This window comes from Polaromonas sp. P4_F6 (genome assembly GCF_056401275.1).
This window is the reverse complement of sequence record NZ_JBFUJQ010000001.1, coordinates 271,547-297,741: the sequence shown is the minus strand read 5'-3', so window position 1 is coordinate 297,741 and position 26,195 is coordinate 271,547. Positions and strand designations below refer to the sequence as shown.

The following is a 26,195-nucleotide window of genomic DNA, read 5'->3' as shown; positions in this document are numbered from 1 at the left end:
AGCATCAGGATTGGCGCGCTGATGCGATATTTTTGTCTGAGTTTTTTCGGGCAAGCAACACGGTTTCGGTGCTCATCGTAGCCGAGACATTGTTGCGCGTAGCCATCTTTTTCGCGTGAATGGAGCGTCGAATGCGTCCGACTGTCGCATGGCTCCTGGTGGTCAGCATCTCGTCGAGAATTTCTTCCATAGGCACTTTGCGGCCACCCAAATGACGATTCCCAATCGTCCAAGTCTGGTAGCCACTTTGCTTTGTCACCTCGCAGATCTTGTCGAGGCAGTCCTCAAGATCGGCAAAGAAAACAGCGAACCGCTTAAACTCGCTGGACCCGGGGGCCATACCCTTTGAGAACGCTTTCGCTGAGTCGTATTTCTCTGCGAGTCCTGCTCCTCGCTCTGTTGCATTCTTTCGGCTTCCACCCAAACTAGCCGTGTCAATGGAGTGTGTATTAATCAGCAGGCGAGGATCGACGTGCGGACAAATGTCCTCTGTAGCAATCCATTTCATTGGCAGATAGGAGTACTGACCGTAGGGAATAGTTGTGGTGTTGTCGCCATACGGCGGTGACGTCATTACGACGTCAAACTTACCTTTGAGCGCTTCGTCGTCCAAGAGCTTAGAACTATCTCCAAGGTGTATTTCGACTGACCGCGTGTAGCGGCCCGCATGAAGTAGACCGGCCTCGCTCCACGTCGTGTGCTGCTTGCGTATGTGACCCGCAAACGCGTCAAGGACCTTCTTTAGCAGATCAACAGGATCTACTGGAGCCGGAGCATCAGCCTTCTTAACGTGCAACTTATACGTCGACATCCTGGAGTTGCAACTCGTCCGAACGACCTTTGCCAACGCTAGCCAGAATAGGCGTCTGGCCCAAAGTGACGACTCAAGGTCAATGCTGCGGGCGATCTTGGAAAGAGCAACAGAAATCGGTTCGTTGAACCATTTCGACTGACCTTCGAAGGTCGTATAAAACTTTATTCCCTTATCAGCACGAACGCGACTAAGTAACTCGGCACGCTTGTCATCGAAGGCATCAATGAAATAAGGGCCCGACTTTGCTACACAGGCAAGCGTAGCGAGTGGGTTGATGTCGATGCCGGTGAAATTCATCCCGCGGCTCATAGCCTCAACAAGAATAGTTCCGGAGCCAACAAATGGATCCAATACTTCCTTGGCATGTGGATTTGCACTTTTTATCGCGTCTAGCAGCTTGCCCTGCAACGTGGGAACCATCATCGCAGGATAATGTATTAATGCGTGGGCGCCTGTCCGTCGTGCGGCATTCTTAAATGACCAAAAGTCTTCGCTCTGGCCCTCTTGAATAAGCTTGATACTTTCGACCAGCGGGTCGTTTTTCACTGTTTCCAGCATATTTTCTGATGCCAAGCAGATTGGCTCTCCCCAATGGACTGTATCCGATCGTTCAGAAAAACACCAGGTGATCGTGCGGACCAAGCCAAGTAGCAAGAGGGTCAAATCTCAATAGTAACGAGGAAGCAATCAAGCCTCAGCGTTGCCAGGGCCGTCCAGTGGCCAGCCATCTCGCTGATCAGGGTACGAGCAACGGTCTTTAACGAGCTGGCAATGTAGATCATTCCTTGCTAACACGACTTTCCCGCTTCAGCTGTATTTCATCCCTGAATCTTAGCGGGCTGACGGGCCTTGTGTGGACTAAGCGCTGGGGCAGCCTGTGGATTTGGCCGCGCCACTAGACATCCAACATTGTGCGCAACCCGCGCCGATGCTAGCTTCCACAACGGCAGTCTGCCTTTTCCCGTATCCGTTCGGTTTATTCGAGTCAACCTCGGCAGAAGCCCTTATGGGCAAATTCCGCCCGCGACTAGGAAAACTTACATGGATCAACAACGACTGCCGCTCATCCCGGCCGACCTCCTCAATGAACACACCGTCAACGAACCGGGCGATACTCGTTTCAGGGCAGCGGCACGTCTGTTGCAGTCACTCTGGAGGGCCGACCATAAGCTTCCGATCGGACCTCATATATTGGAGGATGGCACGGTTCGGGATTTAGGTAGTCGTCTTACGCGAGTAGACGCCAAGCGGGGTGCGAACTTCCTGTCCACCGAACTCGCGCGACTGGCCCGGTACGAGTCCGTCTACTGCGAGCAGGGAGCGCTCATTGAGCAGGAGCGCCTTTGGACGAATATGCTTTCTAGTCAGGCTCTTACCTTTAGCCTGTTTGGCGACTTGAAACTTGACCGTGAAAAAGCGAGCCGTGTCTTGCGAACCATCTGGCCGGACTTAGTCGGCACGGTTGACGCCGTGTTGTTCGAGCACTCGCCGGGGCGCGGCAGTGTGCGGTTCACGGCAGACTACACCGCGTTTGACGTCGTATTTTTGGGGATGACTCCGGAGGGGCGTCGTTATTTTGTCGCAGTGGAAGTCAAGTACACAGAAAGCATGACTGAACCTCCAGCATCGCTTCGCCAAAGGTACGAAGAATTGAGCGATAGCAGCGGTGTGTTCAAGGACGGGGGGAGCCCTTGTCTTCGATCAATGCCGTTGCAGCAGTTCTGGCGCGAGCACCTGTTGAGTCGAGCGATGTTGACCGATAGCCTCTACGATGTCGGATTGTTCGTTGTGGTGCACCCCGAGCGAAATTTGCAAGTTTGTGAGGCCGTTACCAAATACAAAGAGCAACTTGCCTTTGAGTCGCCGTTGAAATCGGGCTTTGGTTCCGTTACCATTGAGCGACTGCTTGAAGCGCGCCGCGCGGAAGGCGACTCGGCGTTTGCAGATGAATTCCACGCTCGTTACCTTGATATCGAGCGCGTTGAAAAACTGATATTCGACTCCCCGCTCTAAGGCCGTAAATTCACTTGGGGGCATGCAAGGGGGCATACTCCTTCCTCTATGCTCCCAAGTCCTATATTAATCAACAACATACGGGCTCACTTCCCGTTCAGTAGCTGAGCGGCGAGGCTGCCGGCGTGCACCGGCAGCGCACAAGGCCCCAGGGCCGGCGGCGCGATGCAAGTCGCGCCACAATGCACAAGACGGCCCGCGCCAGGGCTGTTTGAAATCTGGCGCCCGGCGGCGCCGCCACCGGCTTGCCGAACAAGCCATCCCCGTTAAACACTCGCTTTGAAAGAGAACACCATGTCCATCCAGCGCATCGAAACCGGCCCCCGCATGTCCCAGGCCGTCGTCCACAACAAAACCGTTTACCTCGCGGGCCAGGTGGCCGGCGACGACGCCGGCCCCGGCGTCTATGAACAGACCCGCAGCATCCTGGCCAATATCGATCGCCTGCTGGCGGCCGCCGGCAGCGACAAGTCGCGCCTGCTGAGCGCCACCATCTGGCTGACCGACATGGACAGCTTCGGCGACATGAACCGCGCCTGGGAAGCCTGGGTGGTGCCGGGCGCCACGCCGGCGCGCGCCACGGTCATGAGCCCGCGCCTGGCGGCGGCCAAGTACCACGTGGAAATCGGCGTGGTGGCGGCGCAAGCCTGATCTCCATCCACACGCCATAAAGGCCCCGCCGCGATGACAGAACCCGTTCGCCTCGCCAAGCGCCTGGCCGAAATGCTGTCCTGCTCGCGCCGCGAGGCCGAGCAGTACATCGAGGGCGGCTGGGTCAGCGTCGATGGCGTCATCGTCGAGGAGCCGCAGTTCCGCGTGCTCGACCAGCAGATTGTGCTGGCCAAGGATGCCAGCCTGCTGGCGCTGGCACCCGTGACCTTGCTGCTGCACAAACCCGCGGGCTATGAGGCCGGGCAGGACGGCAGCGCGGCCTCCCTGGCTGCCTTGCTATCGCCCGCCACGCAATCACCCGGCGACAGTTCCGGCATTCGCCCGCTCAAAAAACATTTCTCGTCGGTGGAGCTGGTGACGCCACTGGCCACGCCGGCCAGCGGGCTGGTGGTGCTGACGCAGGACTGGCGCGTGACGCGCAAGCTGCGCGAAGACGCCCGTGTGATGGAGCATGAAGTCGTCGTCGATGTCGCCGGCGACATCAAGCCCGGCGGGCTGGAGCGGCTTAACCGCGTGGACCATGGCTTCACCTACAAGGGCGCGCTGCTGCCGCCGGCCAAGGTCAGCTGGCAAAGCGAAACCCGTTTGCGTTTTGCCCTCAAGGGCGAAGTGCCGGGGCAGATCGCCTATATGTGCGAAAGCGTGGGCCTCACGGTGCAAGGCATGAAGCGGCTGCGCATAGGCCGTGTGGCGATGAGCCAGCTGCAGCCCGGCCAGTGGCGCTATTTGCTGGCGCACGAGCGCTTCTGATTTATCCGGTCACCACGCCCGGAAACGCCCAGATCAGGCTGCCTGTCATCAGCAAGTAGCGCGCGAATTTTCCAACCGCCATGTAAGCCAGGCAAGGCCAGAACGGAAATTTGAGCCAGCCCGCGACCGCGCACAGCGGGTCGCCCACCACGGGCAGCCAGGCCAGCAGGCAGGCCTTGGGCCCCAGCTTTTCCAGCCAGCGTATCGCGCGGCTGTGGTGCGAGGAGTGTTGGTACTTGTCCACCACCTTGTGGGCGCCGTAGCCCATCCACCAGTCGAGCGCGCCGCCCAGCGTGTTGCCCGCGGTGGCGACCAGCACCGCCGGCCAGAACATGGCGGGATTGAGTTTGACGAGCCCGAAGACCACGGGCTCCGAACCGAGCGGCAGCAGCGTGGCTGAAATGAAAGACACCACGAAGACCGTGCTCAGGCCGTACTCGGGCAAGGCCAAAATTTCTATCAGGCGGTGAATCCAGGCTTCCATATATGCATTCGAGTATAGGCAGAGCTGAACGCCCCGGCTTGTCGGGAAGACACTTACAAGTCCGCGCGGAAATTTCAATTGCTGAAATTTTGGGCAGGTACAATCGTGCCTCCTTTTTCAGCAAGCCCCAGTCCCTCATCCCATGAACATCGGCCCCTACGCTTTGACAAACAACCTGTTTGTTGCGCCCATGGCCGGCGTGACGGACCGGCCGTTCCGCCAGCTCAGCAAGAAGCTGGGCGCGGGCTACGCCGTCAGCGAGATGGTGACCTCGCGCAAGGACCTGTGGGACAGCCTGAAGACCTCGCGCCGCGCCAACCATGAAGGCGAGGCCGCTCCCATCGCCGTGCAGATCGCCGGCACCGACGCGCAGATGATGGCCGAAGCCGCCGCCTACAACATAGACCGCGGAGCGCAGATCATCGACATCAACATGGGTTGCCCGGCCAAAAAGGTCTGCAACAAGTGGGCCGGCTCGGCCCTGATGCAGGACGAAACCCTGGCGCTGCAGATCGTGGAGGCCGTGGTCGCCGCATGCGCGCCGCAAGGGGTGCCGGTCACGCTCAAGATGCGCACCGGTTGGTGCCAGGCCGAAAAAAACGCGCTGGCGATTGCCCGCGCCGCCGAGAACGCCGGTGTGCAAATGGTCACCGTGCACGGCCGCACGCGCGAGCAGGGCTACAAGGGCGCGGCCGAATACGACACCATCGCCGCCGTGAAGGCCGCGCTGCGCATTCCAGTGGTGGCCAACGGCGACATCAACAGCCCCGAGAAAGCCCGCGACGTGCTGGCCCGCACCGGCGCCGACGCCGTGATGATTGGCCGCGCGGCCCAGGGCCGGCCCTGGATTTTCCGCGAGGTGGCGCATTTCCTGGCCACAGGCACGCATCTTGCGCCGCCTTTGGTGGCCGAAGTGGAGCGCCTGCTGGTCGACCATTTGCGCGACCACTACGATTTGTACGGTGAGTTCACCGGCGTGCGCACCGCGCGCAAGCACATCGGCTGGTACGTGAAGTCCTTGCCCGGCGGCGAGGCCTTTCGCGCGCGCATGAATTTGCTGGAAGACTGCGAGGCCCAGCTGCGCGCGGTCAGTGGTTTTTTTGAGGGCCTGGGCACGCAGATGGACCGGATCCCGGCCGCTACTGCCGGGGCCGGCGAAGATGTTGAAGAGGGCGTGCCAGGGCAGGCACGGGCGAACAAAGATAAAAATCAGGAAGAAGCTGCTGCATGAGCAAGAAACACATCGAAGAGTGCGTACGCACCAGTCTGGAAGGCTATTTCAAGGACCTGCGCGGCACCGAGCCCGACGGCATGTACGACATGATGGTCAAGGTGGTGGAAAAGCCCCTGCTGGAGGTCGTCATGCAGCATGCCGAACAAAACCAGTCGCGCGCCGCCGAATGGCTGGGCCTGAACCGCAACACCCTGCGCAAGAAGCTGGTCGAGCACAAGCTCATCAAATAACAATCCCCGCCGCCCGGACCTTTCCGGGCTTTCGAACCGGCTCCCTTTTGAGAACACCACCATGAACGCACTGATTTCCGTTTCCGACAAAACCGGCATCCTCGAATTCGCGCAGGCGCTGCACGCCCTGGGCATCAAGCTGCTGTCCACAGGCGGCACGGCCAAGCTGCTGGCCGACGCCGGCCTGCCGGTGACAGAAGTTGCCGACCACACGGGCTTTCCGGAAATGCTGGACGGCCGCGTCAAGACCCTGCACCCCAAGATCCACGGCGGCCTGCTGGCGCGGCGCGATGTGCCCGAACACATGGCGGCGCTGGCAACCCACGGCATAGACACCATAGACCTGCTGGTGGTCAACCTCTACCCCTTTGAGTCCACCGTGGTCAAGCCCGGCTGCACGCTGGAAGACGCGATCGAGAACATCGACATCGGCGGCCCGGCCATGGTGCGCTCCGCCGCCAAGAACTGGAAGGACGTCGGCGTGCTGACCGACGCCTCGCAGTACGCGGGCGTGCTCGCTGAACTGAAAGCCGGCGGCAAACTCAGCGACAAGACCAAGTTCGCCCTCTCGGTGGCCGCCTTCAACCGCATCAGCCAGTACGACGGCGCCATCAGCGACTACCTCTCCGGCATCCAGGCCGACGGCAGCCACGGCATGTTCCCCGGCCAGGCCAACGGCCGCTTCATCAAGGTGCAGGACCTGCGCTACGGTGAAAACTCGCACCAGCAGGCGGCGCTGTACCGCGACCTGTATCCCGCGCCCGGCTCGCTGGTCACGGCCAAACAGCTGCAGGGCAAGGAGCTCTCGTACAACAACATCGCCGACGCCGATGCCGCCTGGGAATGCGTCAAGAGCTTCGACCTCATCAAGGACGGCGCCGCCTGCGTGATCGTCAAGCACGCCAACCCCTGCGGCGTGGCCGTGGGCAAGGACGGCCTGGAGGCCTACAGCAAGGCCTTCAAGACGGATCCGACCTCGGCCTTCGGCGGCATCATCGCCCTCAATTGCCCGCTCGACGAGCGCGCCGCGCAGCAGATTTCAAAGCAGTTCGTCGAAGTGCTGATGGCGCCCGCCTTTACGCCCGAGGCGCTGGAAGTCTTCAAGAGCAAGGTCAATGTGCGCATCCTGCAGATCGACCTGCCGCCCGGCGGCGACACCGCCTGGAAACAGGGCCGCAACCTGATGGACGTCAAACGCGTGGGCTCGGGCCTGCTGATGCAGACCGCCGACAACCACGAACTGGCCATAGGCGACCTCAAGGTCGTCAGCAAGCTGCAACCCACGCAGGAACAGTTGCACGACATGCTGTTTGCCTGGAAGGTCGCGAAATACGTCAAGTCCAACGCCATCGTGTTCTGCGCCGACGGCATGACCCTGGGCGTGGGTGCTGGGCAGATGAGCCGCATCGATTCGGCCCGCATCGCCTCCATCAAAGCCGCCAACGGCGGCCTGACCCTGCAGGGCTCGGCCGTCGCAAGCGACGCCTTTTTCCCCTTCCGCGACGGCCTGGACGTGGTGGTGGACGCCGGCGCGACCTGCGTGATCCAGCCCGGCGGCAGCATGCGGGATGATGAGGTCATTGCCGCCGCCAATGAGCGGGAGGTGGTGATGGTGTTGACCGGCGTGCGGCACTTCCGGCACTGAGTTGGAGGAGGCCCGGCTTTCAATCCGGGTCTCGGCTTCGCCGCCAGAGCGGCGCAACCGGTTCAACCCGCGGCGAAAAACTTCGCCGCCGCATCCACCGTGGCGGCGATATCCGCGGCGGTATGTGCCGAGCTGACAAACCCAGCCTCGTACAGCGCAGGCGCGTAATACACCCCGCTGTCGAGCATCGCATGGAAAAAGCGATTGAACGACGGCCCGTCGGTGGTCATCACCGTGGCGTAGTTCTGCGGCAACTGCCCCAGCAGGAAAAAGCCGAACATGCCGCCTTCGCTGTCGCCGCAAAACGGCACGCCGGCCTTGGCGGCCGCCTGGGTGAGGCCGGCGACCAGGCTGCGGGTGCGCTCGCCTAGGGCCTCGTAAAAACCGGGTTTGGCGATTTCGTGCAGCGTCGCCAGGCCGCAGGCGGTGGCGACGGGGTTGCCTGAGAGCGTGCCGGCCTGGTAGACCGGGCCCAGGGGGGCGAGCTGCTCCATCACGGCGCGGGTGCCGCCAAAGGCCGCCAGCGGCATGCCGCCGCCTATGACCTTGCCCATGACCGTCATGTCGGGCTTGAAGCCGGGAATGCCGCGGGCATAGACGCTTTGCGCGCCGCCCAGGGCCACGCGAAAACCGGTCATGACTTCGTCGAACACCAGCAGCGCGCCATGCTGTGTGCACAGTTCGCGGCAGCGTTTCATGAAAGGCAGGCTGGCGCGCACGAAGTTCATGTTGCCGGCGATGGGTTCAATCATCAGGCAGGCGATGTCCTTGCCGTGCAGGGCAAAGGCTTCTTCGAGCTGGGCCAGGTGGTTGTATTCGAGCACCAGGGTGTGCTGCACCACTTCGGGCGGCACGCCGGCGCTGGTCGGGTTGCCGAAGGTGGCCAGGCCCGAACCGGCCTTGACCAGCAGGGCGTCGGCATGGCCGTGGTAGCAACCCTCGAACTTGATGATCTTGCTGCGCCCGGTGGCGCCGCGCGCCAGGCGGATGGCGCTCATGGCCGCTTCCGTGCCCGAACTGACCAACCGCACCATTTCGAGCGAAGGTACCAGCCGCACGATTTCTTCGGCCAGCTCGACCTCGCGTTCGGTGGGCGCACCGTAGGAAAAGCCCTCCAGCGCGGCCTTTTGCACGGCCTCGAGCACCGCCGGATGGCCGTGGCCCAGGATCATGGGACCCCAGGAACCGATGTAGTCGATATAGCGTTTGCCGTCGGCATCCCAGAAGTAGGCGCCCTGCGCGCGCTGCACGAAGCGCGGCGTGCCGCCTACGGCCTTGAAGGCCCGGACCGGGGAATTGACCCCGCCGGGGATCAGCTTTTTGGCGCGTTCAAAGAGGGCGTCGTTGCGGGAGGCTGCCTGGGGCGTTGCGGGCTTAGTGTTTGGTGGTTCCATTGGGGGGCAGGTCAAGAGAGGGTTTGGACGTCAGCTCGACGTCGTCATTGGCGTCGCCCGCTTCCTCCCCGGATTCGTCGTCTTCGGGGTCAACATCGGCCTGCGCCCAGAACAGGCGGTCCGGCACGATATTGCCCATGCCGGGGTGAAAACCGGCGTCCAGGCTGTGGTCCAGGAAGGTCAGGGCTTCGGCGGTGGCCGCCTGCAGGTCGTGGCCGTTGGCCAGCAGGGCCGAGAGCGCGGCGGACAGGGTGTCGCCGGCGCCGGCGAACACGGCCTCGAAGCGCTCGAATTTTTCGCTGTAAAGCACCGCCTGCGGCGTGGCCAGCACGTTGTCGATGAACTGGTCGGGCATGGGAACGCCGGTGACCAGGGTGTAGGGCACGCCGAGGTCGGCGGCGGCTTTGGCGATGTCGCGGGCCGTGGGATTGCGCTCGCCCGGCCAGTCGGGCAGCAGCCAGCGCCACAGGCTGCTGTGGTTGCCGACCAACACCGTGGTTTGCGGCAGCATCAGCTCGCGAAAGGCGTCCAAATAGCTGTCAATCTCGCTTTCTTCCCACCAGGAAAGGTTGGGCATGTAGGCGATCAGCGGCACATCGGCATAATCCGAGGCGATTTCGGCGATGGTGGAGATGTTTTCGGGGCTGCCGACAAAGCCGACCTTGATGGCCGACACCGGCATGTCTTCCAGCGCCGAGCGGGCCTGGTCTGTTACAGCCTCTTCGTCGAAGGCGAAGTGGTCGAAAATTTCGGCCGTGTCGCGCACATAAGCGCCTGTTACAACCGCCAGCGCATGCGCGCCGGCCGAGGTGATGGAGGCGATATCCGCCGTCAGCCCGCCGGCTCCGCTGGGGTCGTTGGCATTGAATGTCATGACGCAGGCCGGTGATGCGTCGGTGTCCTCGATTTGGAGCTGTCGGCTGTCCAGTTGAGGTGTTTTGGGGTTTGCCATAGGCTGCGATTTTGCCTTGTACGCGAATAAGCAACGCCGCCTCGATACAATTGTTGCATTCTATTCGAAGGCAACTTAAGCTGTGACTCAATCAACGACGTGGATGTGTTTAATTTGTGGCTGGATTTACGACGAAGCTGCCGGCGCGCCCGAACATGGCATTGCTCCCGGGACGCCATGGGCCCAAGTGCCCATGAACTGGACCTGCCCCGAATGCGGTGCGCGCAAGGAAGACTTTGAAATGGTTCAGATCTAAAAATGTCCGGATACCAGCCTGGACAATCGCGGACCGGCGCCAGCCGCCGGTGCCTGCAACATGAGGAGCATAGGCAGTGAGCATTCCCAGTTCCGGACTGAAGGTTTTGGTCATCGATGACAGCAACACCATCCGGCGTAGCGCCGAGATATTCCTGAAGCAGGGCGGGCATGAAGTGCTGTTGGCCGAAGATGGGTTTGATGCCCTTTCCAAGGTCAACGACTACGAGCCCCACCTGATTTTCTGCGACATCTTGATGCCCCGCCTCGACGGCTATCAAACCTGTGCGATTATCAAGCGCAATGTGAAGTTTTCCAACGTTCCCATTGTGATGCTGTCCTCCAAGGACGGCGTTTTCGACAAGGCGCGCGGTCGCATGGTGGGCTCTCAAGACTACCTGACCAAGCCTTTTACCAAAGATCAGCTGCTGCAGACCGTTCAGGAACTGGGCAGCGCCAAACAAGGAGTAGTGTGATGGCAATCAAGAAAATACTGGTAGTTGACGACTCCAAAACCGAATTGATGTTTCTGACCGATCTGCTGGTCAAGAACGGTTTCACGGTCAAAACTGCTGAAAATGCGGAAGATGCGTTCCGGCGCCTCGCAGAAGACAAACCCGAGCTGATCCTCATGGATGTGGTGATGCCGGGCCAGAACGGCTTCCAGCTCACGCGTGCCATCACGCGCGATCCGCTGTACTCCGATATCCCCATCATGATGTGCACCAGCAAGAACCAGGAAACCGACCGGGTCTGGGGCATGCGCCAGGGCGCCCGCGACTACATCACCAAACCGGTGGATGCGGATGAGCTGATGGCCAAGATCAAGGCCCTCGGCTGATTTACGGCGTAAAACCAAAGCATGGCGAACAGACAAGCCCTTAGAGAACTACAAACCCGGCTGGCCGACAGGTTGCAGATTGCGCGTACGCAAGGCGTTGCCGCGTCCTGGCTGGCCGTGGAAGCGGGCGGAAAAAAATACCTGTTTCCCCTGAGCCAGTCCGGTGAAATTTTCCCCTGGGTCAACACGCAGCCTGTTCCGTACACGCAAAACTGGTTCGCCGGCGTTGCCAACCTGCGGGGCGGCCTGTTCGGCGTGGTGGACCTCGCCAGCTACGTGAGCGGCCAGGCACCTCCCCCCAAAAATGAACTCGCGCGCACCGATTCCCGCCTTGTGGCGCTCAACAGCGCGCTGGAAGTCAACTGCGCGCTGCTGATCGACAAGCTCTCCGGGCTGCGCAACCAGGACGCCTTCAGCGATTTCTCCGAAAAAGCGCCCGACGCGCCCGATTTCTTTGGCAACCAGTATGTCGACCTTAACGGCGCGACCTGGCAGGAAATCAACCTTCAGTTGCTTGCACAGCAAGCGCATTTTTTGACGATAGGCGCATAGCGCACACTGTTTCTCCCCGGAAGGCTCACCATGTCTGTAATTGAAAATATCCAGAAGCTGTTTAAAACAAAGTCCGTCCAGCCCGAGGACAGCATGGACATGGCTTCCGTCGGCACGCCGGACCCCCTGGCGACCGGCGCTATGGATGAAGCCTCCCTGCAGACCGCCGCGGTGCGGCAGGCGGATGGCAATGATGATGCGTTTGGCTCCAGCCGCATCGCGAGCGCCGAGGAATCGGCGTCCGTCGCCAATCCCGAGCTCCTGAGCCTGCCCCTGCTTGGCCGCAAGACCATGGGCCAGCACCAGCGGATTCTGGTGTTTTTCCTGGCGGTGTCGGTGGCGGTGCTGGGTACGGTGACCTTCCTGGCGCTGAACCAGGCGGACAAAGTGGCTCAGCAGGTGGCGGCAACCGGCCAGTCCCTGATGCAGTCGCAGCGTCTGGCGAAATCGGTGTCGCAGGCGCTGGTGGGTAGCGCCCAGGCCTTCCCCGACGTGCGCGAAAGCTCCGACGTGCTGGCTAAAACCGTGCGCGGCCTGAAGGCCGGTGAAGACAGCCTGCGCCTGGCGCCGGTGAGCGAAGACCTGCAGCCCGACGTGGAAAAAGTCACCCCCTTCATGGAGCGCGCCGAAAAGAACGCCAAAACCGTGATGGGCCAGCAAAACATCCTGACCCAGGTGGGTAACGCTCTGCGCACGATTAACCGCCAGTCGTCGGACCTGCTGGAAATCGCCGAAACCGTGTCCTCGCTCAAGCTCCAGCAAAATGCGGCGCCCGCCGAAATTTCCGCTTCCGGCCAGCTGGTGATGTTGACCCAGCGTATCGGTAAATCCGCCAATGAGTTCCTGACCATGGAGGGTGTGAGCCCCGAAGCCGTGTTCCTGTTGGGTAAGGACTTGAACTCCTTCAAGGAAATCGCCCAGGGCCTGCAGGAAGGCAGTCCCGAACTGCGCCTGGCCGGCTCCAAGGATCCGCAAACCCGCGAACGCCTCGAGGCCCTGATGGCGCTCTACGAGCAGACGCGTGTGCAGGCCGGCGCCATTCTGGGCAACTTGCAGGGCCTGGTGTCCGCCCGTGAAGCGCAATCCTCCATCATTGCCGACAGCGAGCCGCTGCGCCGGGGCCTGGAAGACCTGCAGAGCAAACTGTCCTCCCAGACCGGCCTGGGCGCCACCGCCCTGACGACCCTGGTGGTCGCCGCCGTCTTTGCACTGCTGTGCGCCGCGGGACTGGCCAAACTGCAGGTGGAGGACAGCAAGCAGCGCCAGGCCGTTGCTGAAACCCAGCGGCAGGAAGCGAAAGGGCAGGAGCAGGACGCCAAGCGCGTCAACGACGCCAACCAGGCCGCCATTTTGCGTTTGATGAATGAGTTGCAGACAGTGGCTGAAGGCGATTTGACGCAGGAAGCCACCGTGACCGAGGACATCACCGGCGCTATCGCCGACTCGGTGAACTACACGGTGGAAGAGTTGCGGCAGCTGGTGGGTAACGTGCAGAACACGGCAACACGCGTGGCGCAAACGACGGCCCAGGTGGAAAGCACTTCCACCGAACTGCTGGCGGCCTCCACCGAGCAGCTGCGCGAGATTCGCGAAACCGGCCAGTCGGTGCTCGACATGGCGTCCCGAATCAATGAAGTGTCCACGCAGGCGCAGGAATCTTCCCAGGTGGCGCGCCAATCGCTGACCGCCGCAGAGTCCGGCCTGCAGGCCGTGCAGAACGCCATCGGCGGTATGAACTCCATCCGTGACCAGATCCAGGAAACCTCCAAACGGATCAAACGGCTGGGCGAATCGTCCCAGGAGATTGGTGAAATTACCGAACTGATCTCGGACATTACCGAACAGACCAACGTGCTGGCGCTGAACGCGGCCATCCAGGCGGCGTCAGCCGGTGAAGCCGGACGAGGCTTCTCGGTGGTTGCGGAAGAAGTGCAGCGACTGGCTGAACGCTCCGCGGACGCCACGCGCCAGATTTCGGCCCTGGTGAAAGCCATTCAGACCGACACCCAGGATGCCGTGGCCGCTATGGAACGCTCCACGCAGGGTGTGGTGGAAGGGGCCAAACTGTCCGATAACGCGGGTACCGCGCTGACCGAGATTGACCAGGTGTCACGCCGCCTCGCCGACCTGATTGAGCAGATTTCCAACTCCGCCTCCCGCGAAGCCGCTTCGGCCAACGTGGTGGCCGGCAATATCCAGCACATTTTCGCGGTGACGGAGCAAACCGGAGAAGGTACCCGTTCCACGGCGCAGCAGGTGCGCGATCTTTCCCGCATGGCTGAAGAGCTGCGCCAATCGGTGTCCCGATTCAAGATCGCCTGATGCTGATGCCTGTTTGCCCGTCATGCGCTGACCGCCGCCTTAGCCTCTGACACCGATTCCAGAACCGGCCCGCTATTTATGCAATCCAACGTCCCGAACTCAACCGCTGCCGAGCTCGATCTTGCCGTCAACGACCTAGGCCCTCTCGCATGGGTGCTTGACGAACTTCGCAAGTCGCTCGATGGCGCTGCCAAGGCGCTCAAGCGTTTCGTGCGGGATGCCGAAGCCGCTCGCGGCTCCGACCTCGCGGCGGTGGACGCCAGCCAGCTGCGGATTGCCCGCCAGCAGCTGCACCAGGCGGTGGGCGCGCTCGAGATGGTGGGCCTGGCCGGCCCCGCGCTGGTGCTGCGTGCGATGGAAGCGGCGGTGCAGAAGTTCGTGCAACAGCCCGAACAATGCAACCAGGAAGCCGCTGGCAAGATCGAACGGGCCAGCTTTGCCCTGACCGAATACCTCGAGGGTGTGCTGGCCGACAAGCCGATCTCGGCCGTGTCCCTTTTCCCCCAATACCGCGACGTGCAGGAATTGCTGCGCGCTGACCGCATCCATCCCGCGGACCTCTGGCCTTTCGAGTGGCGCTGGCTGGAGCCCGAACTGCCGACCGCCAGCGAGCCGCGCAACTACGACGACAGCGCGCGCGCCGTGCTGGACCAGTCGGTGCTGCAGATCATGAAGGGCAAGGCGCCGCAAGCCGCCAAAAGCCTCAAGGAACTCAGCCTGGGATTCGCGGCCCGGCAGGCCGACCGCCAGCCCCGCATTTTCTGGAAGATAGCCGCGGCTTACTTTGAAGCCGTCGCCAACGACCTGCTCGGCTCGGACCTGTACGTCAAGCGTGCCGCTTCGCGCATCCTGATGCAGTACGCCTCGCTGGCCAAAGGCGACACCTCCGTGTCCGATCGCCTGGCGCAGGACCTGCTGTTTTTCTGCTCGCAGGCGGTCTCCGCGCGCGCCAGCGATACGCCGGTGCTGTCGGCCGTGCGCTCGGCCTACGGCCTGAACCGCTTCAAGCCTGTCGACTACGAACTCGTGCAGTTCGGGCGCTTCGATCCGGCCCTGCTGGCCCAGGCGCGCAAGCGCATCACCTCGGCCAAGGAAACCTGGTCGGCGCTGTCCGCCGGCGATGCCAACAAGTTCAAGTTGGTCAGCGACCAGTTCAGTCTGGTGACCGATTCCCTGCTCAAGCTCCATCCGCCCAGCGAGCCGCTGGCGCAGGCCCTGAGCAAGGCCGTCGAGACCGTGGTCCGTTCGGGCCAGGCCCCCGGCATCGAACTGGCCATGGAAGTGGCCACCTCGGTGCTGTACCTGGAGGCCGCGTTCGACGACCTGGATCCCAACGACCCGCAACTGGCGGTGCGCACGGCCAACCTCGCGGAGCGCCTGGAGGGCGTGCGGGCCGGCGGGCAACCCCAGCCGCTGGAAGGCTGGATGGAAGAGCTGTACCGCCGCGTCAGCGACAAGCAGACCATGGGCAGCGTGGTCGGCGAATTGCGTGTTTCCCTTGGCGAGCTCGAAAAATCGCTGGACGTGTTTTTCCGCAATCCGCAGGACAAGGTGACGCTGCAGGCGGTTCCCGGGCAGCTGTCGCAGATGCGCGGCGTGCTGTCCGTGCTGGGCCTGGACCAGGCCTCGCACGCGGTGCTGCGCATGCGCGACAGCGTCGAGCAGATGCTGGTCACCGAAATCGACGAACAGCAGGCGCGTGCCGCCGGCACGTTTGAGCACCTGGGCAACAACCTGGGCGCCCTGAGCTTTCTGATCGACATGCTGAACTACCAGCCCGCGCTGGCGAAGAAGCTGTTTGTCTACGACGACCAGAAAGGCGAACTCCGGCCGCTCATGGGACGTGCGCAGAATGCGGCGAGCGCCGCTGCGGCCGTCACCGTCAACAGCGACATGCTGTCCCAGGAAGTCATTGCCGTGGTGCAGGACGCCGGCCAGGGCGAAGCTGATGCCAGCCTTACCATCAAGCTCGACACGCTGGCGACCCATGCGGCACTGGCCGAACAGCCGGCCTTGGCGCAAACCGCCCGCGAAGCCGCCGTGGCCGTGTCCGCCAGCGATGCCGACGCCGCTGCCACTGCACTCACGACGCTGGCGTTCACCGTGGCGCCGGCACCGGCCGCGCCTGAACCGGCGGCCGAGTCCGACGACTTTGAAGAAGACGACCTGCGCGACATCTTCCTGGAGGAAGCGCGTGAAGTGATAGGCAACGGCCGGGAAGCGCTGGCCGCGCTGGCCTCCGATCCGGCCGACGTTTCGCAGCTCACCGTGCTGCGGCGCGCTTTCCACACCCTCAAGGGCAGCTCGCGCATGGTGGGGCTCAACGAGTTCGGTGAAGCCGCCTGGTCGCTGGAGCAGATGCTCAACACCTGGCTGGCCGACCAGAAGGCCACCACCGACGAATTCAGGGCCCTGTCCAGCGAGGCCATGAATGGCTTCGCCGACTGGATTGCCGACATCGCCGCCAACAAGGACGGTGCCTGGTCCGCATCGGTCTTCCGCGCCAGCGCCGATGCCATGCGCACCGAAGGCCGCTACGTGCCGCTGGTGCTGGGCGCCAAAGCGGCCGTTGCCGCGCCTGTCGCTGCCCCCGCTGCTGAACCGGCTGCCCCCGAAGCATTTTCCCTGCCCGACTTCGAACTGGATGCCGGCGCGCCCGAGGCCGCCAGCCCGGCGGCCGCCGAAGCAGCCGCACCCGCCGGTGACCTGGACTTTGACCTGGTGTTCGGCGATGCCGCCGCGCCGGCCAAGCCCGCTGAACCGGCAAACGCGCCTGCGGCCGAGATTGAGATTGCGGGCATCGATTTCGACAGCTTGTCGGCGATTTCCGTGGATGCCGGCGTTCCGGCAGCCCCCGCCGCCGCGGAGCCCGTTGCGGCAGCCGACGCCGGACCGGCGCTCGAACTGAACGGGGTCGAAGACATCGAGCTGTCCGACGCGGATTTTGAGAAACACTTCCACGCCGAAGCGGCCGAGCCCGCCAAAGCCGAGCTGGCCGACGACCTGAACTTTGATTTCCCGGTTACGCCGCCGCAAGCCGCCGCCGTGAGCGAGCCCGCTCCCAGCCTGCCGCAGGTCGAGGCGCTTGATGCCCTGGACCGCGTCGAGGCCACCGACAGCGCGATGTCGGCCGAGGGCGATGAACAGGTCAAGGTCATAGGCACTTTGCGCATCAGCATCCCGCTTTACAACGTCTACCTCAACGAGGCCGACGAGTGGTCGCGCCGGCTGGTCACGGAAGTGGCCGAATGGTCGCTGGAGCGCAACCAGCCGGTCAGCGATTCCACCGTGGCCCTGGCGCATTCCCTGGCCGGCAGCTCCGCCACGGTCGGGTTCGATGCCTTGTCCGAAATGGCCCGCGCGCTGGAACAGGCCTTGCAGCAGTCCCGCGCGCACCACCGCAACGGCGCCGCCAAGTACGGCCAGGTGTTTGTGGATGCGGCGGAAGATATTCGCCGGCTGCTGCACCAGTTTGCCGCCGGCTTCCTCAAGGAGCCGGACGCCGGCGTTCTTGATCGCCTCAAGCAGCTTGATTTCTCCGACTCGGTCCTGCCGCCAGGCACCGACTTCTCTGAGTACGATTTCGAATCCGAATCCGTCCTGCCCCAGGAACCGGCCGTGGAGCCCGAGCCGATGCCGGAACCCGAGCCCGAACCCGTGGTGATGCAGGCCGTCGAGGAAGCGCCGCTTATCGAGGTGCCAGCACCAGCGCCCGCACCGGCACCAGCGCCCGTGCAGGCCGCGCCTGTGCCGCCGCCCGTCGCGTTTGCCGCTCCCCCCGTGGCCGTCGCACCGCCGGTGCGCTTGGCCACGCCGGCGCCCGCGGCCCAGAACTTCGAGGACGAAGAGGACGAGGAAATCGACGCCGTCGATGCCATCGACCCCGACCTGTTCCCGATTTTTGAGGAAGAAGGCGCCGAGCTCATGCCCCAGCTGGGCGGCGCGCTGCGGCAGTGGTCCGCGCGGCCCGACAACCAGGGTGCGCGCATGGAGGTGCTGCGCGCGCTTCACACGCTCAAGGGCAGCGCCCGGCTTGCCGGCGCCCTGCGCCTCGGTGAAATGGCGCACCGGATTGAATCCGAAATCGAGTTCCTCGGCTCCGACGCCGCGGCCACGGCGGAGTTCGACGCCCTGATCAACCGTTTTGACGCGATGGAAGCCGCGTTCGAAGCGCTGCGCAACGCCGACGCGGCGGCAGCCGCCGCGCCCGTGCAGCTGGCCCCCCTCGTCGCCGCGCAGCCCGAGCCCGTCTCCGCGCCGGCGCAAGCCGCCGCCGCGCCCGCCGCCCCCGAAGCGGCTGCGGAGAGTCCCGCGCCGGCTGCTGCTCCTGCCGCTGGCGGTTCCCGCAAGCTCTCCGTGCCGGCGCCGCAGGCCATGGCCATGCAGCCCTTGCGGCAAGCGGCCAACGCCTCGATACGCGTGCGCTCCCAGCTGCTGGACCGCATGGTCAACCAGGCCGGTGAGGTCATGATCACGCGCTCGCGCCTGGAAGCCGAGCTCAGCCAGCTGCGCGGTTCGCTGAACGACATGAGCGGTAACTTGAACCGCTTGCGCCAGCAGCTGCGCGACATCGAATTGCAGGCCGAAACCCAGATGCAGTCGCGCCTGGCGCAGGCCAAAGAGGCCCAGGCCGGGTTCGACCCGCTCGAGTTCGACCGTTTCACGCGCGTGCAGGAACTGACGCGCATGATGGCTGAATCCGTGAACGACGTGGCAACCGTGCAGCGCACCTTGCAGCGCACGGTGGAAGCCACCGAGGACGACTTGATTGCCCAGGCTCGCCAGACCCGCGAACTGCAGCGCGACCTGCTGCGCACGCGCATGGTGGAGTTTGAAGGCATCTCCGAGCGCCTGTACCGCGTGGTGCGCCAGGCCTCCAAGGAAACCGGCAAACAGGTGAAGCTGGACCTGCTGGGCGGCACCATCGAGATGGACCGCGGCATGCTGGACCGCATGACGCCCGCCTTCGAACACCTGCTGCGCAACTGCGTGGCCCACGGCATTGAAAGCACCGAGGTTCGCACCAGTGCCGGCAAGGACCCGGTCGGCGTGATCACCGTCCACCTGCGCCAGGAAGGCAATGACGTGTCGGTCGATTTCAGCGATGACGGCGCCGGCCTGAACCTGCACCGCATCCGCGAAAAAGCCGTCAGCCTCGGCATGATCGCGCCGGACCAGGCCATTGAAGACAGCGACGCCGCCAACCTGATTTTTATGCCCGGTTTCTCCACCGCGGCCCAGGTGACCGAACTGGCCGGCCGAGGCATCGGCATGGACGTGGTCCGCTCCGAAGTCAACGCGCTGGGCGGCCGGATTGAAACCTCCACCGTGGCCGGCAAAGGCACCCACTTCAAGCTGGTGCTGCCGCTGACCACGGCCGTGACGCAGGTGGTGATGATCCGCGCCGGCAACCTCTCGGTGGGCGTGCCCGCCAACGTGGTGGAAACCGTGCGCCGCGCCTCCGCCAAGGAGCTGCAGCAGGCCTACAACACCGGCACGCTGGAGATCGCCGGCGAGACCATGCCTTTCTTCTGGTCGGGCGCGCTGCTGCAGGCTTCGCAGCACAGCGGCGAAGTCCAGGGCAAGACCACGCCCGTCGTGGTTTTCCGAAGCGCCGCGCAGCGTATCGCGCTGCACGTCGATGAAGTTCTGGGCAACCAGGAAGTTGTGGTGAAGAACCTCGGGCCGCAGCTGTCGCGCCTGCCCGGCCTGGCCGGCATGTCCGTGCTGGCCTCCGGCGCGGTGGTGCTGATCTACAACCCGGTGGCGCTGGCTTCGGTGTACGGCCAGCAGGCCCGCGCCTGGAGTACCGACCGCGCCGAGCCGCACATGCTCGAAGGATCGGGCGCCACGGCGGCAAGCGCCGCCACGGGCACCGGTACCGGCAGCGTCGCGAAAGCGCCGGCCGCCATGCCTGCCGCACCGCAGATTCCGCTGATTCTGGTGGTCGACGATTCCATCACGGTCCGCCGCGTCACGCAGCGCCTGCTGCAACGTGAAGGCTACCGCGTCACCCTGGCGGCCGACGGCCTGCAAGCGCTTGAACGCCTGCAGGAAGAGCGGCCGGCGGTGGTGCTGTCGGACATCGAAATGCCGCGCATGGACGGCTTCGACCTGGCGCGCAACATCCGCGGCGACGTGCGCCTGAACAACCTGCCCATCATCATGATCACTTCGCGTATCGCTGAAAAGCACCGCGAACACGCCAAGGAACTCGGCGTCGACCACTACCTGGGCAAGCCGTTCTCCGAAGAAGAGCTGATGAGCCTGGTGCGGCACTACTGCGCCGCCGAGACCGCGATCTCCGCCTGATCCTGCAGGCTTCTGCCCGGGGCCTCCCGGGCGGAACCCGCGCAAGCCGCCCTCAGGCTTTTTTCACCACCGCATAGCGCTGCAGCGTCAGCGCCCGGGCCTCATCGTGTTGCACGATGGGCCAGGGGTAGTCCTTGCCCAGCACCACGCCAGCGGCGGCCAGTTCCAGTGGTGTGGCCAGCCAGGGGCTGTGGATGGCGGAGGCGGGCAGCCTGGCCAGCGCCGGCACATAGCGGCGGATAAAGCTGCCGTCGGCATCGAACTTTTCGCTCTGGCTGACCGGGTTGAAGATCCGGAAATAGGGCTGCGCGTCGCAGCCTGTGCTGGCCGCCCATTGCCAGCCGCCGTTGTTGGCCGAGAGGTCGAAATCATTGAGCTTTTCGGCGAAGTAGCGCTCGCCCCGGCGCCAGTCGATTCCCAGGTCCTTCACGAGGAAACTCGCCGTCACCATGCGCAGGCGGTTGTGCATATAACCGGTCTGGTTGATCTGCGCCATCGCGGCATCGACCAGCGGGTAGCCGGTTCGGCCCTCGCACCAGGCCAGGAACAGCGTGTCGGCCGCGGCACCGCTTTCCCACTCGATCGCGTCGTACTCGGGCTTGAACGCGCTGTGCACCGCATGCGGGAAGTTGCTGAGGATTTGCGCATAAAAATCCCGCCAGATCAATTCGCTGAGCCAGGTCGCCGCGCCTTCGCTGTCCCTGTGTTCGGGGCTCAGGGCCGCTGCGGCCATTTGCCGAATGGACAGCGTGCCAAAACGCAGGTGCACACCCAGGTAGCTGGGGCCTTTGACGGCCGGGAAGTCGCGAGCCGCCTTGTAGTTCGCCATGCGGCCCTTGAACGCCTCAAAAAGCCGTTCTCCGCCTTCGCTGCCGGTGGGTATCTTGAGTGCGGACAGGTTGGTTTTTTCAAAACCGAGTTCGGCCAGCGAAGGGATGGTGCGCTTGTCATCGGGCACAGCCGCCAGCGCCGTGCCGTAGCGCTCCACCGGGTAAGGCTTGAGGTAAAAATCGTCGACCTTCCTGAGCCAGGCATTTTTGTAGGGCGTGAACACGGTGTAGGGCTTGCCCGCCAGCGTCAACACTTCCTGGCGTTCAAAGATGACATGGTCCTTGAAGCTGTGAAAGGCCACGTCCCGGCTGTCCAGCGCGGCCTGCACCGCGGCGTCGCGCGCCAGGGACTGGGGTTCATCGTCATGGCTGGCAAAAACCGCATCGACCGCCAGTTCGGCGGCCAGCCGCGGCACGGCCTCGCCGGCCTGTCCATGCACCACGATGAGGCCTGTGCGCGGCTTGCCGTGTGCCGCCCCCAGCCGCTGCAGCTGGCCGTCCAGGCTCAGCACGGATCCGTGTATGAACTCCACGCGGCGGTCGGCACGGGGCAGGGCGTCCAGGATGTCCCGGTCAAACACGAAAACGCAAAACACCTGCTTACAAGCTTTCAGCGCGTGGTGCAGCGCGGCGTTGTCCTGGGCTCGCAGGTCGCGCCTGAACCACATCAGGCCGGCGCGGTATTTCTTTTGCATGATGGGATGGTAGCGAAAGCGTCCCCAGGTACCCGCCGCGGCCTTCCATGCGCGTAAAATCCGCGTATGGCCACGGATTCCGCATCGATCAACCTCACGCACCACTTCCTCATCGCCATGCCGGGGATGGACGACGAAGCGTTTGCCAAGAGCGTGGTTTACATGTGCGAACACAGCGACCGCGGCGCGCTGGGGCTGGTCATCAACAAGCCCAGCGACATCAACCTCAAAAACCTGTTCGACAAGGTCGAGCTGCCGCTGCGCCGCGACGACCTCACGCAGGCCCCGGTATTCCAGGGCGGCCCGGTCCAGACCGAGCGCGGTTTTGTGCTCCACGAATCCATGATGCCCGGCAATGAGTCGGTCTATGCCTCGACCATGACGATTCCCGGCGGCCTTGAAATGACCACCTCCAAGGACGTGCTGGAGGCGCTCTCCAYGGGCGCCGGACCGCGCCGGGTGTTTGTCTCGCTCGGTTATTCGGCCTGGGGCGAAGGACAGCTCGAATCCGAGATCTCCGACAACAGCTGGCTCACCGTCGCCGCCGACGTCGGCGTGATCTTCGACACGCCGGTTGAGCAGCGCTACGACAAGGCGCTGATGCTGCTGGGCCTGCAGAGCTGGATGCTCTCTCCCGAGGCCGGCCACGCATGAGCCTGGCGGCCATGCCTTCCCCTCCGGCCGTTAGGGCCTGTTGCCATAGGAATCACCCCCGCGCTGGGGCTGCAAGGGGTGCAGCGCTAGGCGCGGCCCGCCGGCCGGGGTATTCCCCCGGTCAAGGGCCGCAACAACGCGGGGTGCCCCTTGCAGCCCCAGCCCTACGGGTGGCACCCGGAAAAGGCTGCACTCGTCGTTGCAAAGCCTCGCCGGGGGGGCTACCCCGGCTTCGTTTTGCGCCTAGATTGCAACCTTTTCCGGGGGCCACGCGGGGGTGATTCCTATGGCAACAGGCCCTGACCTCCAAACCTTTCTGGCTTTCGACTTCGGTCTCAAGCGTACCGGCGTGGCGACCGGCAATGTGCTCACGCGCACCGCCTCGCCGCAGGCGACCATCGCGGCCGAGGGCAGCGACGCCCGCCTCAAGGCGGTTGAGGCGCGCATCAAGGAATGGCAGCCCGACGCGCTGGTGGTCGGCGTTCCCTTTCATCCCGACGGGGCCAGCCACGAAAATACCGTGCGCGCGCAGAAATTCGCCCGCCAGCTTCGCGGCCGCTTCGGCCTTCAGGTCTTTGAGGTCGATGAACGCTACAGCACCACCGAGGCCCTGGCCGGCGGCGCGCATGACGCCGACGCGGCTTCGGCCTGCATCATCCTCGAGCAATTTTTAAGGAGTCTTCCATGAGCAGCCTGACATTGGACGCCGAGGCGCTGTACAGCGACCTGCTGCGCGGCATGCGCCAGCAGCTGGCATCCTATCCCCAGCCGCCCATGCTGGTCGGCGTGGCCTCGGGCGGCGCCTGGCTGGCGCAGCGCCTGCAAAAAGACCTGGGCCTGGCCGGCGAGGCCGGCATCCTGTCGTCCTCCATGCACCGCGATGATTTTTCGCAGCGCGGCCTGGCCTCCAGCGGCCAGACCCTGCTGCCCTTCGACGTCAACGGCGCCCACCTGGTGGTGGTCGACGACGTGCTTTACACGGGCCGAACCATACGCGCGGTGCTCAACGAGCTGTTCGACTACGGCCGGCCGGCCAGCGTCAAGCTGGTGGTGCTGGTGGATCGCGGCGGGCGCGAGCTGCCGGTGCAGCCCGACCTCGCGGTGGCGCGGGTGGCCCTGCCGGCCTCGCAGTCGCTGGAACTGGCGCGCGCCGAAGACGGCAAATTCAGCTTCCAGGTGCAGGACCACCAGGCCTAGCCCCATCAAAAAGCCATCCAAAAATACGAGACCCATAAGAGAACAAGAGGAGTCCACACCGTGCTGTACCGACGAAACCCGCAACTCAATAAAAACGGCGAGCTGATCCACCTGCTGTCCATCGAAGGCCTGCCCAAGGCCACGCTGACGCAAATCCTCGACACCGCCGCCAACTTCGTCAGCGTCAACAACCGCGAGGTCAAAAAGGTTCCGCTGCTGCGCGGCAAGAGCGTCTTCAACCTGTTCTTTGAAAACTCCACGCGCACCCGCACCACCTTCGAGATCGCCGCGACGCGGTTGTCGGCCGACGTCATCAACCTGGACATCGCGCGCTCCTCGGCCTCCAAGGGCGAGTCGCTGCTGGACACCATCGCCAACCTGAGCGCCATGGCGGCCGACCTCTTCGTGGTGCGCCACAGCGAATCGGGCGCGCCCTACCTGATCGCCCAGCACGTGGCCCCGCATGTGCACGTGATCAACGCCGGCGACGGCCGCCACGCGCATCCCACGCAGGGCCTGCTGGACATGTACACCATCAGGCACTACAAAAAAGACTTCAGCAAGCTCACGGTCGCCATCGTCGGCGACGTGCTGCACTCGCGCGTGGCGCGCTCCGACATCCACGCGCTGACCACGCTGGGCTGCCCCGAGGTGCGTGTGGTCGGCCCCAAGACCCTGGTGCCGGCCGACATGGCGCAGATGGGCGTGCGCGTCTGCAACACACTCGAAGAAGGCATCAAGGGCGCCGACGTGATCATCATGCTGCGCCTGCAGAACGAACGCATGTCGGGCGCGCTGCTGCCCAGCAGCCAGGAGTTCTTCAAGAGCTTCGGCCTGACCCCCGAGAAGCTGCTGCTGGCCAAGCCCGATGCCATCGTGATGCACCCCGGACCCATCAACCGCGGCGTGGAGATCGACTCGGCGGTTGTCGACGGCACGCAGAGCGTGATCCTGCCGCAAGTGACCTTCGGCATCGCGGTCCGCATGGCGGTCATGAGCATAGTCGCCGGAAACGAAGCCTGAGCGGAGAAAAAAAGAATGAAGATACTGATCAAGAACGGCCGCGTCATAGACCCAGGCTCGAACTTCGACGAAACCTGCGACGTGGCGATTGCCGCGGGCCGCATCGTCTCGCTCAAAAGCACGCCCGCCGATTTCGCGCCCAACAAGACGATTGACGCCACGGGGTGCATCGTGGCGCCCGGCCTGGTTGATCTCTCGGCCCGTTTGCGCGAGCCCGGCCATGAGCATGAAGGCATGCTCGAAAGCGAACTGGCCGCGGCCGTGGCCGGTGGCGTGACCAGCCTCGTCTGCCCGCCCGACACCGACCCGGTGCTCGACGAGCCCGGCCTGGTGGAGATGCTCAAGTTCCGCGCCGAGAAGCTGCACCAGTCGCGCGTGTTCCCGCTGGGCGCGCTGACCCGCGCGCTCAAGGGCGAGACGCTGACCGAGATGGTCGAGCTGACCGAGGCCGGCTGCGTGGGCTTCAGCCAGGCCGAGGTGCCGCTGGCCAACACCCAGGTCATGATGCGCGCGCTGCAATACGCCGCCACCTTCGGCTACACCGTGTGGCTGCGCCCGCAAGAGCTCTACCTGGGCCAGGGCGTGGCCGCCAGCGGCGCGCTGGCCACGCGCCTGGGCCTGAGCGGCGTGTCCGTCGCGGCCGAGACGATTGCGCTGCACACGATTTTTGAACTGATGCGCGCCACCGGCGCGCGCGTGCACCTGTGCCGCATCAGCAGCGCGGCGGGCGTGGCGCTGGTCGCCAAGGCCAAGGCCGAAGGACTGGCTGTCACCTGCGATGTCAGCATCAACAGCCTGCACCTGACCGACGTGGACATCGGCTACTTCGACAGCCGCATGCGGCTGGACCCGCCGCTGCGCCAGCAGCGCGACCGCGATGCGATACGCCAGGGCCTGGCCGACGGCACCATAGACGCGCTGGTGTCCGACCACACGCCGGTCGATGAAGACGCCAAGACCTTGCCTTTCGCCGAGGCCGAGCCCGGCGCCACCGGGTTGGAGCTGCTGCTGGGCCTGGCCTGCAAATGGGGCACCGACAGCCAGGCCGGCCTGGTCCGCGCGCTGGCGGTACTGACCAGCGAGCCCGCGCGCGTGCTGGGCGACGCGCTGGGCACCTTGCAGGGCAGCTCGGGCCGTCTCGTCAAGGGTGGTGTGGCCGACATCTGTGTGTTCGACCCCAAGGGCGAATGGACCGTCGAGCCGGCCGCGCTGCACAGCCAGGGCAAACACACGCCCTTTAGCGGCCACCAGATGCCGGTGCGCGTGCGCTGGACGGTGGTGGGCGGGCAGCTCGCCTATGAAGCCTCACACTGAAGCACGCGCAAG

Annotated in this window: 22 protein-coding genes; 17 read left to right on the top strand and 5 right to left on the bottom strand. The window is 64.0% G+C overall.

Annotated features, from left to right (window positions below; translation table 11 throughout):
* Nucleotides 1–4: 4 nt before the first annotated feature.
* Nucleotides 5–1,372 carry a DNA methyltransferase gene (locus AC1DUN_RS01450; RefSeq protein WP_477712392.1) on the bottom strand — a complete coding sequence of 456 codons (1,368 nt, stop codon included), beginning with the start codon at nt 1,370–1,372 and terminating at the stop codon, nt 5–7.
* A gap of 483 nt (nt 1,373–1,855) precedes the next feature.
* Between AC1DUN_RS01450 and AC1DUN_RS01445 the strand changes: the two genes are divergently transcribed.
* From AC1DUN_RS01445 to AC1DUN_RS01435, 3 genes are all read left to right on the top strand, one after another.
* A complete protein-coding gene (locus AC1DUN_RS01445) occupies nt 1,856–2,827 on the top strand; it encodes a PGN_0703 family putative restriction endonuclease (RefSeq protein ID WP_477712391.1) in 972 nt (323 codons plus the stop codon).
* A 294-nt stretch (nt 2,828–3,121) separates the two neighbouring features.
* Entirely contained in the window at nt 3,122–3,478 is a 357-nt protein-coding gene (locus tag AC1DUN_RS01440) for a RidA family protein (RefSeq protein WP_477712390.1), read from the top strand.
* A 33-nt stretch (nt 3,479–3,511) separates the two neighbouring features.
* The gene (locus AC1DUN_RS01435) at nt 3,512–4,249 is read left to right on the top strand and encodes an rRNA pseudouridine synthase (protein WP_477661394.1); all 738 of its coding nucleotides are present in this window, start codon (nt 3,512–3,514) and stop codon (nt 4,247–4,249) included.
* Nucleotide 4,250: 1 nt separating this feature from the next.
* On the opposite strand, the gene AC1DUN_RS01430 is transcribed toward AC1DUN_RS01435, so the two are convergent.
* Entirely contained in the window at nt 4,251–4,733 is a 483-nt protein-coding gene (locus tag AC1DUN_RS01430) for a YqaA family protein (protein WP_477712389.1), read from the bottom strand.
* A gap of 142 nt (nt 4,734–4,875) precedes the next feature.
* On the opposite strand from AC1DUN_RS01430, the gene dusB reads away from it, so the two are divergent.
* From dusB to purH, 3 genes are all read left to right on the top strand, one after another.
* A complete protein-coding gene (gene dusB / locus AC1DUN_RS01425; protein WP_477712388.1) occupies nt 4,876–5,964 on the top strand; it encodes a tRNA dihydrouridine synthase DusB in 1,089 nt (362 codons plus the stop codon).
* Nucleotides 5,961–6,197 (top strand): Fis family transcriptional regulator, encoded by a 237-nt coding sequence (locus tag AC1DUN_RS01420; protein WP_007864972.1) that lies wholly within the window; start codon nt 5,961–5,963, stop codon nt 6,195–6,197. Before dusB ends, AC1DUN_RS01420 begins: the two co-directional genes overlap by 4 nt.
* Nucleotides 6,198–6,258: 61 nt before the next feature.
* On the top strand, nt 6,259–7,842 hold the full coding sequence (gene purH / locus AC1DUN_RS01415; protein WP_477712387.1) for a bifunctional phosphoribosylaminoimidazolecarboxamide formyltransferase/IMP cyclohydrolase: 1,584 nt from the start codon (nt 6,259–6,261) through the stop codon (nt 7,840–7,842).
* A gap of 62 nt (nt 7,843–7,904) precedes the next feature.
* Here the strand turns inward: purH and hemL are convergent, their stop codons facing one another.
* Nucleotides 7,905–9,236 (bottom strand): glutamate-1-semialdehyde 2,1-aminomutase, encoded by a 1,332-nt coding sequence (gene hemL / locus AC1DUN_RS01410; RefSeq protein ID WP_477712386.1) that lies wholly within the window; start codon nt 9,234–9,236, stop codon nt 7,905–7,907.
* Nucleotides 9,217–10,188: a bifunctional hydroxymethylpyrimidine kinase/phosphomethylpyrimidine kinase gene (gene thiD / locus AC1DUN_RS01405; protein WP_074576306.1), complete on the bottom strand. Its 972-nt coding sequence runs from the start codon at nt 10,186–10,188 to the stop codon at nt 9,217–9,219. Before thiD ends, hemL begins: the two co-directional genes overlap by 20 nt.
* An 82-nt stretch (nt 10,189–10,270) precedes the next feature.
* Between thiD and AC1DUN_RS01400 the strand changes: the two genes are divergently transcribed.
* The 6 genes from AC1DUN_RS01400 to AC1DUN_RS01375 all read left to right on the top strand — a co-directional run bounded on the left by AC1DUN_RS01400 (nt 10,271) and on the right by AC1DUN_RS01375 (nt 20,470).
* A complete protein-coding gene (locus tag AC1DUN_RS01400; protein ID WP_074576308.1) occupies nt 10,271–10,444 on the top strand; it encodes a rubredoxin in 174 nt (57 codons plus the stop codon).
* A 76-nt stretch (nt 10,445–10,520) separates the two neighbouring features.
* Nucleotides 10,521–10,919 (top strand): response regulator, encoded by a 399-nt coding sequence (locus tag AC1DUN_RS01395; protein ID WP_007864980.1) that lies wholly within the window; start codon nt 10,521–10,523, stop codon nt 10,917–10,919.
* Entirely contained in the window at nt 10,919–11,284 is a 366-nt protein-coding gene (locus AC1DUN_RS01390) for a response regulator transcription factor (protein ID WP_007864987.1), read from the top strand. The genes AC1DUN_RS01395 and AC1DUN_RS01390 overlap by 1 nt, the downstream gene beginning before the upstream one ends.
* A 21-nt stretch (nt 11,285–11,305) precedes the next feature.
* Nucleotides 11,306–11,836 (top strand): chemotaxis protein CheW, encoded by a 531-nt coding sequence (locus AC1DUN_RS01385; RefSeq protein WP_007864988.1) that lies wholly within the window; start codon nt 11,306–11,308, stop codon nt 11,834–11,836.
* A 30-nt stretch (nt 11,837–11,866) separates the two neighbouring features.
* Nucleotides 11,867–14,158, top strand: a complete 2,292-nt coding sequence (locus AC1DUN_RS01380; RefSeq protein ID WP_074576310.1) for a methyl-accepting chemotaxis protein — start codon at nt 11,867–11,869, stop codon at nt 14,156–14,158.
* Between the two features lie 78 nt (nt 14,159–14,236).
* Complete coding sequence (locus AC1DUN_RS01375; protein ID WP_477712385.1) at nt 14,237–20,470, top strand: hybrid sensor histidine kinase/response regulator; 6,234 nt, start codon at nt 14,237–14,239, stop codon at nt 20,468–20,470.
* A 52-nt stretch (nt 20,471–20,522) separates the two neighbouring features.
* On the opposite strand, the gene AC1DUN_RS01370 is transcribed toward AC1DUN_RS01375, so the two are convergent.
* Nucleotides 20,523–21,995, bottom strand: coding sequence for a cryptochrome/photolyase family protein (locus tag AC1DUN_RS01370; protein ID WP_477712384.1), 1,473 nt, complete (start codon nt 21,993–21,995; stop codon nt 20,523–20,525).
* Between the two features lie 66 nt (nt 21,996–22,061).
* Between AC1DUN_RS01370 and AC1DUN_RS01365 the strand changes: the two genes are divergently transcribed.
* The 5 genes from AC1DUN_RS01365 to AC1DUN_RS01345 all read left to right on the top strand — a co-directional run bounded on the left by AC1DUN_RS01365 (nt 22,062) and on the right by AC1DUN_RS01345 (nt 26,183).
* Complete coding sequence (locus AC1DUN_RS01365) at nt 22,062–22,649, top strand: YqgE/AlgH family protein (RefSeq protein ID WP_477712383.1); 588 nt, start codon at nt 22,062–22,064, stop codon at nt 22,647–22,649.
* A 286-nt stretch (nt 22,650–22,935) separates the two neighbouring features.
* Nucleotides 22,936–23,337, top strand: a complete 402-nt coding sequence (ruvX, locus tag AC1DUN_RS01360) for a Holliday junction resolvase RuvX (RefSeq protein ID WP_477712382.1) — start codon at nt 22,936–22,938, stop codon at nt 23,335–23,337.
* Nucleotides 23,334–23,846 (top strand): bifunctional pyr operon transcriptional regulator/uracil phosphoribosyltransferase PyrR, encoded by a 513-nt coding sequence (gene pyrR, locus AC1DUN_RS01355; RefSeq protein WP_477661383.1) that lies wholly within the window; start codon nt 23,334–23,336, stop codon nt 23,844–23,846. Before ruvX ends, pyrR begins: the two co-directional genes overlap by 4 nt.
* Nucleotides 23,847–23,906: 60 nt before the next feature.
* Nucleotides 23,907–24,869 carry an aspartate carbamoyltransferase catalytic subunit gene (locus AC1DUN_RS01350; protein WP_477661382.1) on the top strand — a complete coding sequence of 321 codons (963 nt, stop codon included), beginning with the start codon at nt 23,907–23,909 and terminating at the stop codon, nt 24,867–24,869.
* Nucleotides 24,870–24,884: 15 nt separating this feature from the next.
* The gene (locus tag AC1DUN_RS01345; RefSeq protein WP_477712381.1) at nt 24,885–26,183 is read left to right on the top strand and encodes a dihydroorotase; all 1,299 of its coding nucleotides are present in this window, start codon (nt 24,885–24,887) and stop codon (nt 26,181–26,183) included.
* Nucleotides 26,184–26,195 lie beyond the last annotated feature (12 nt).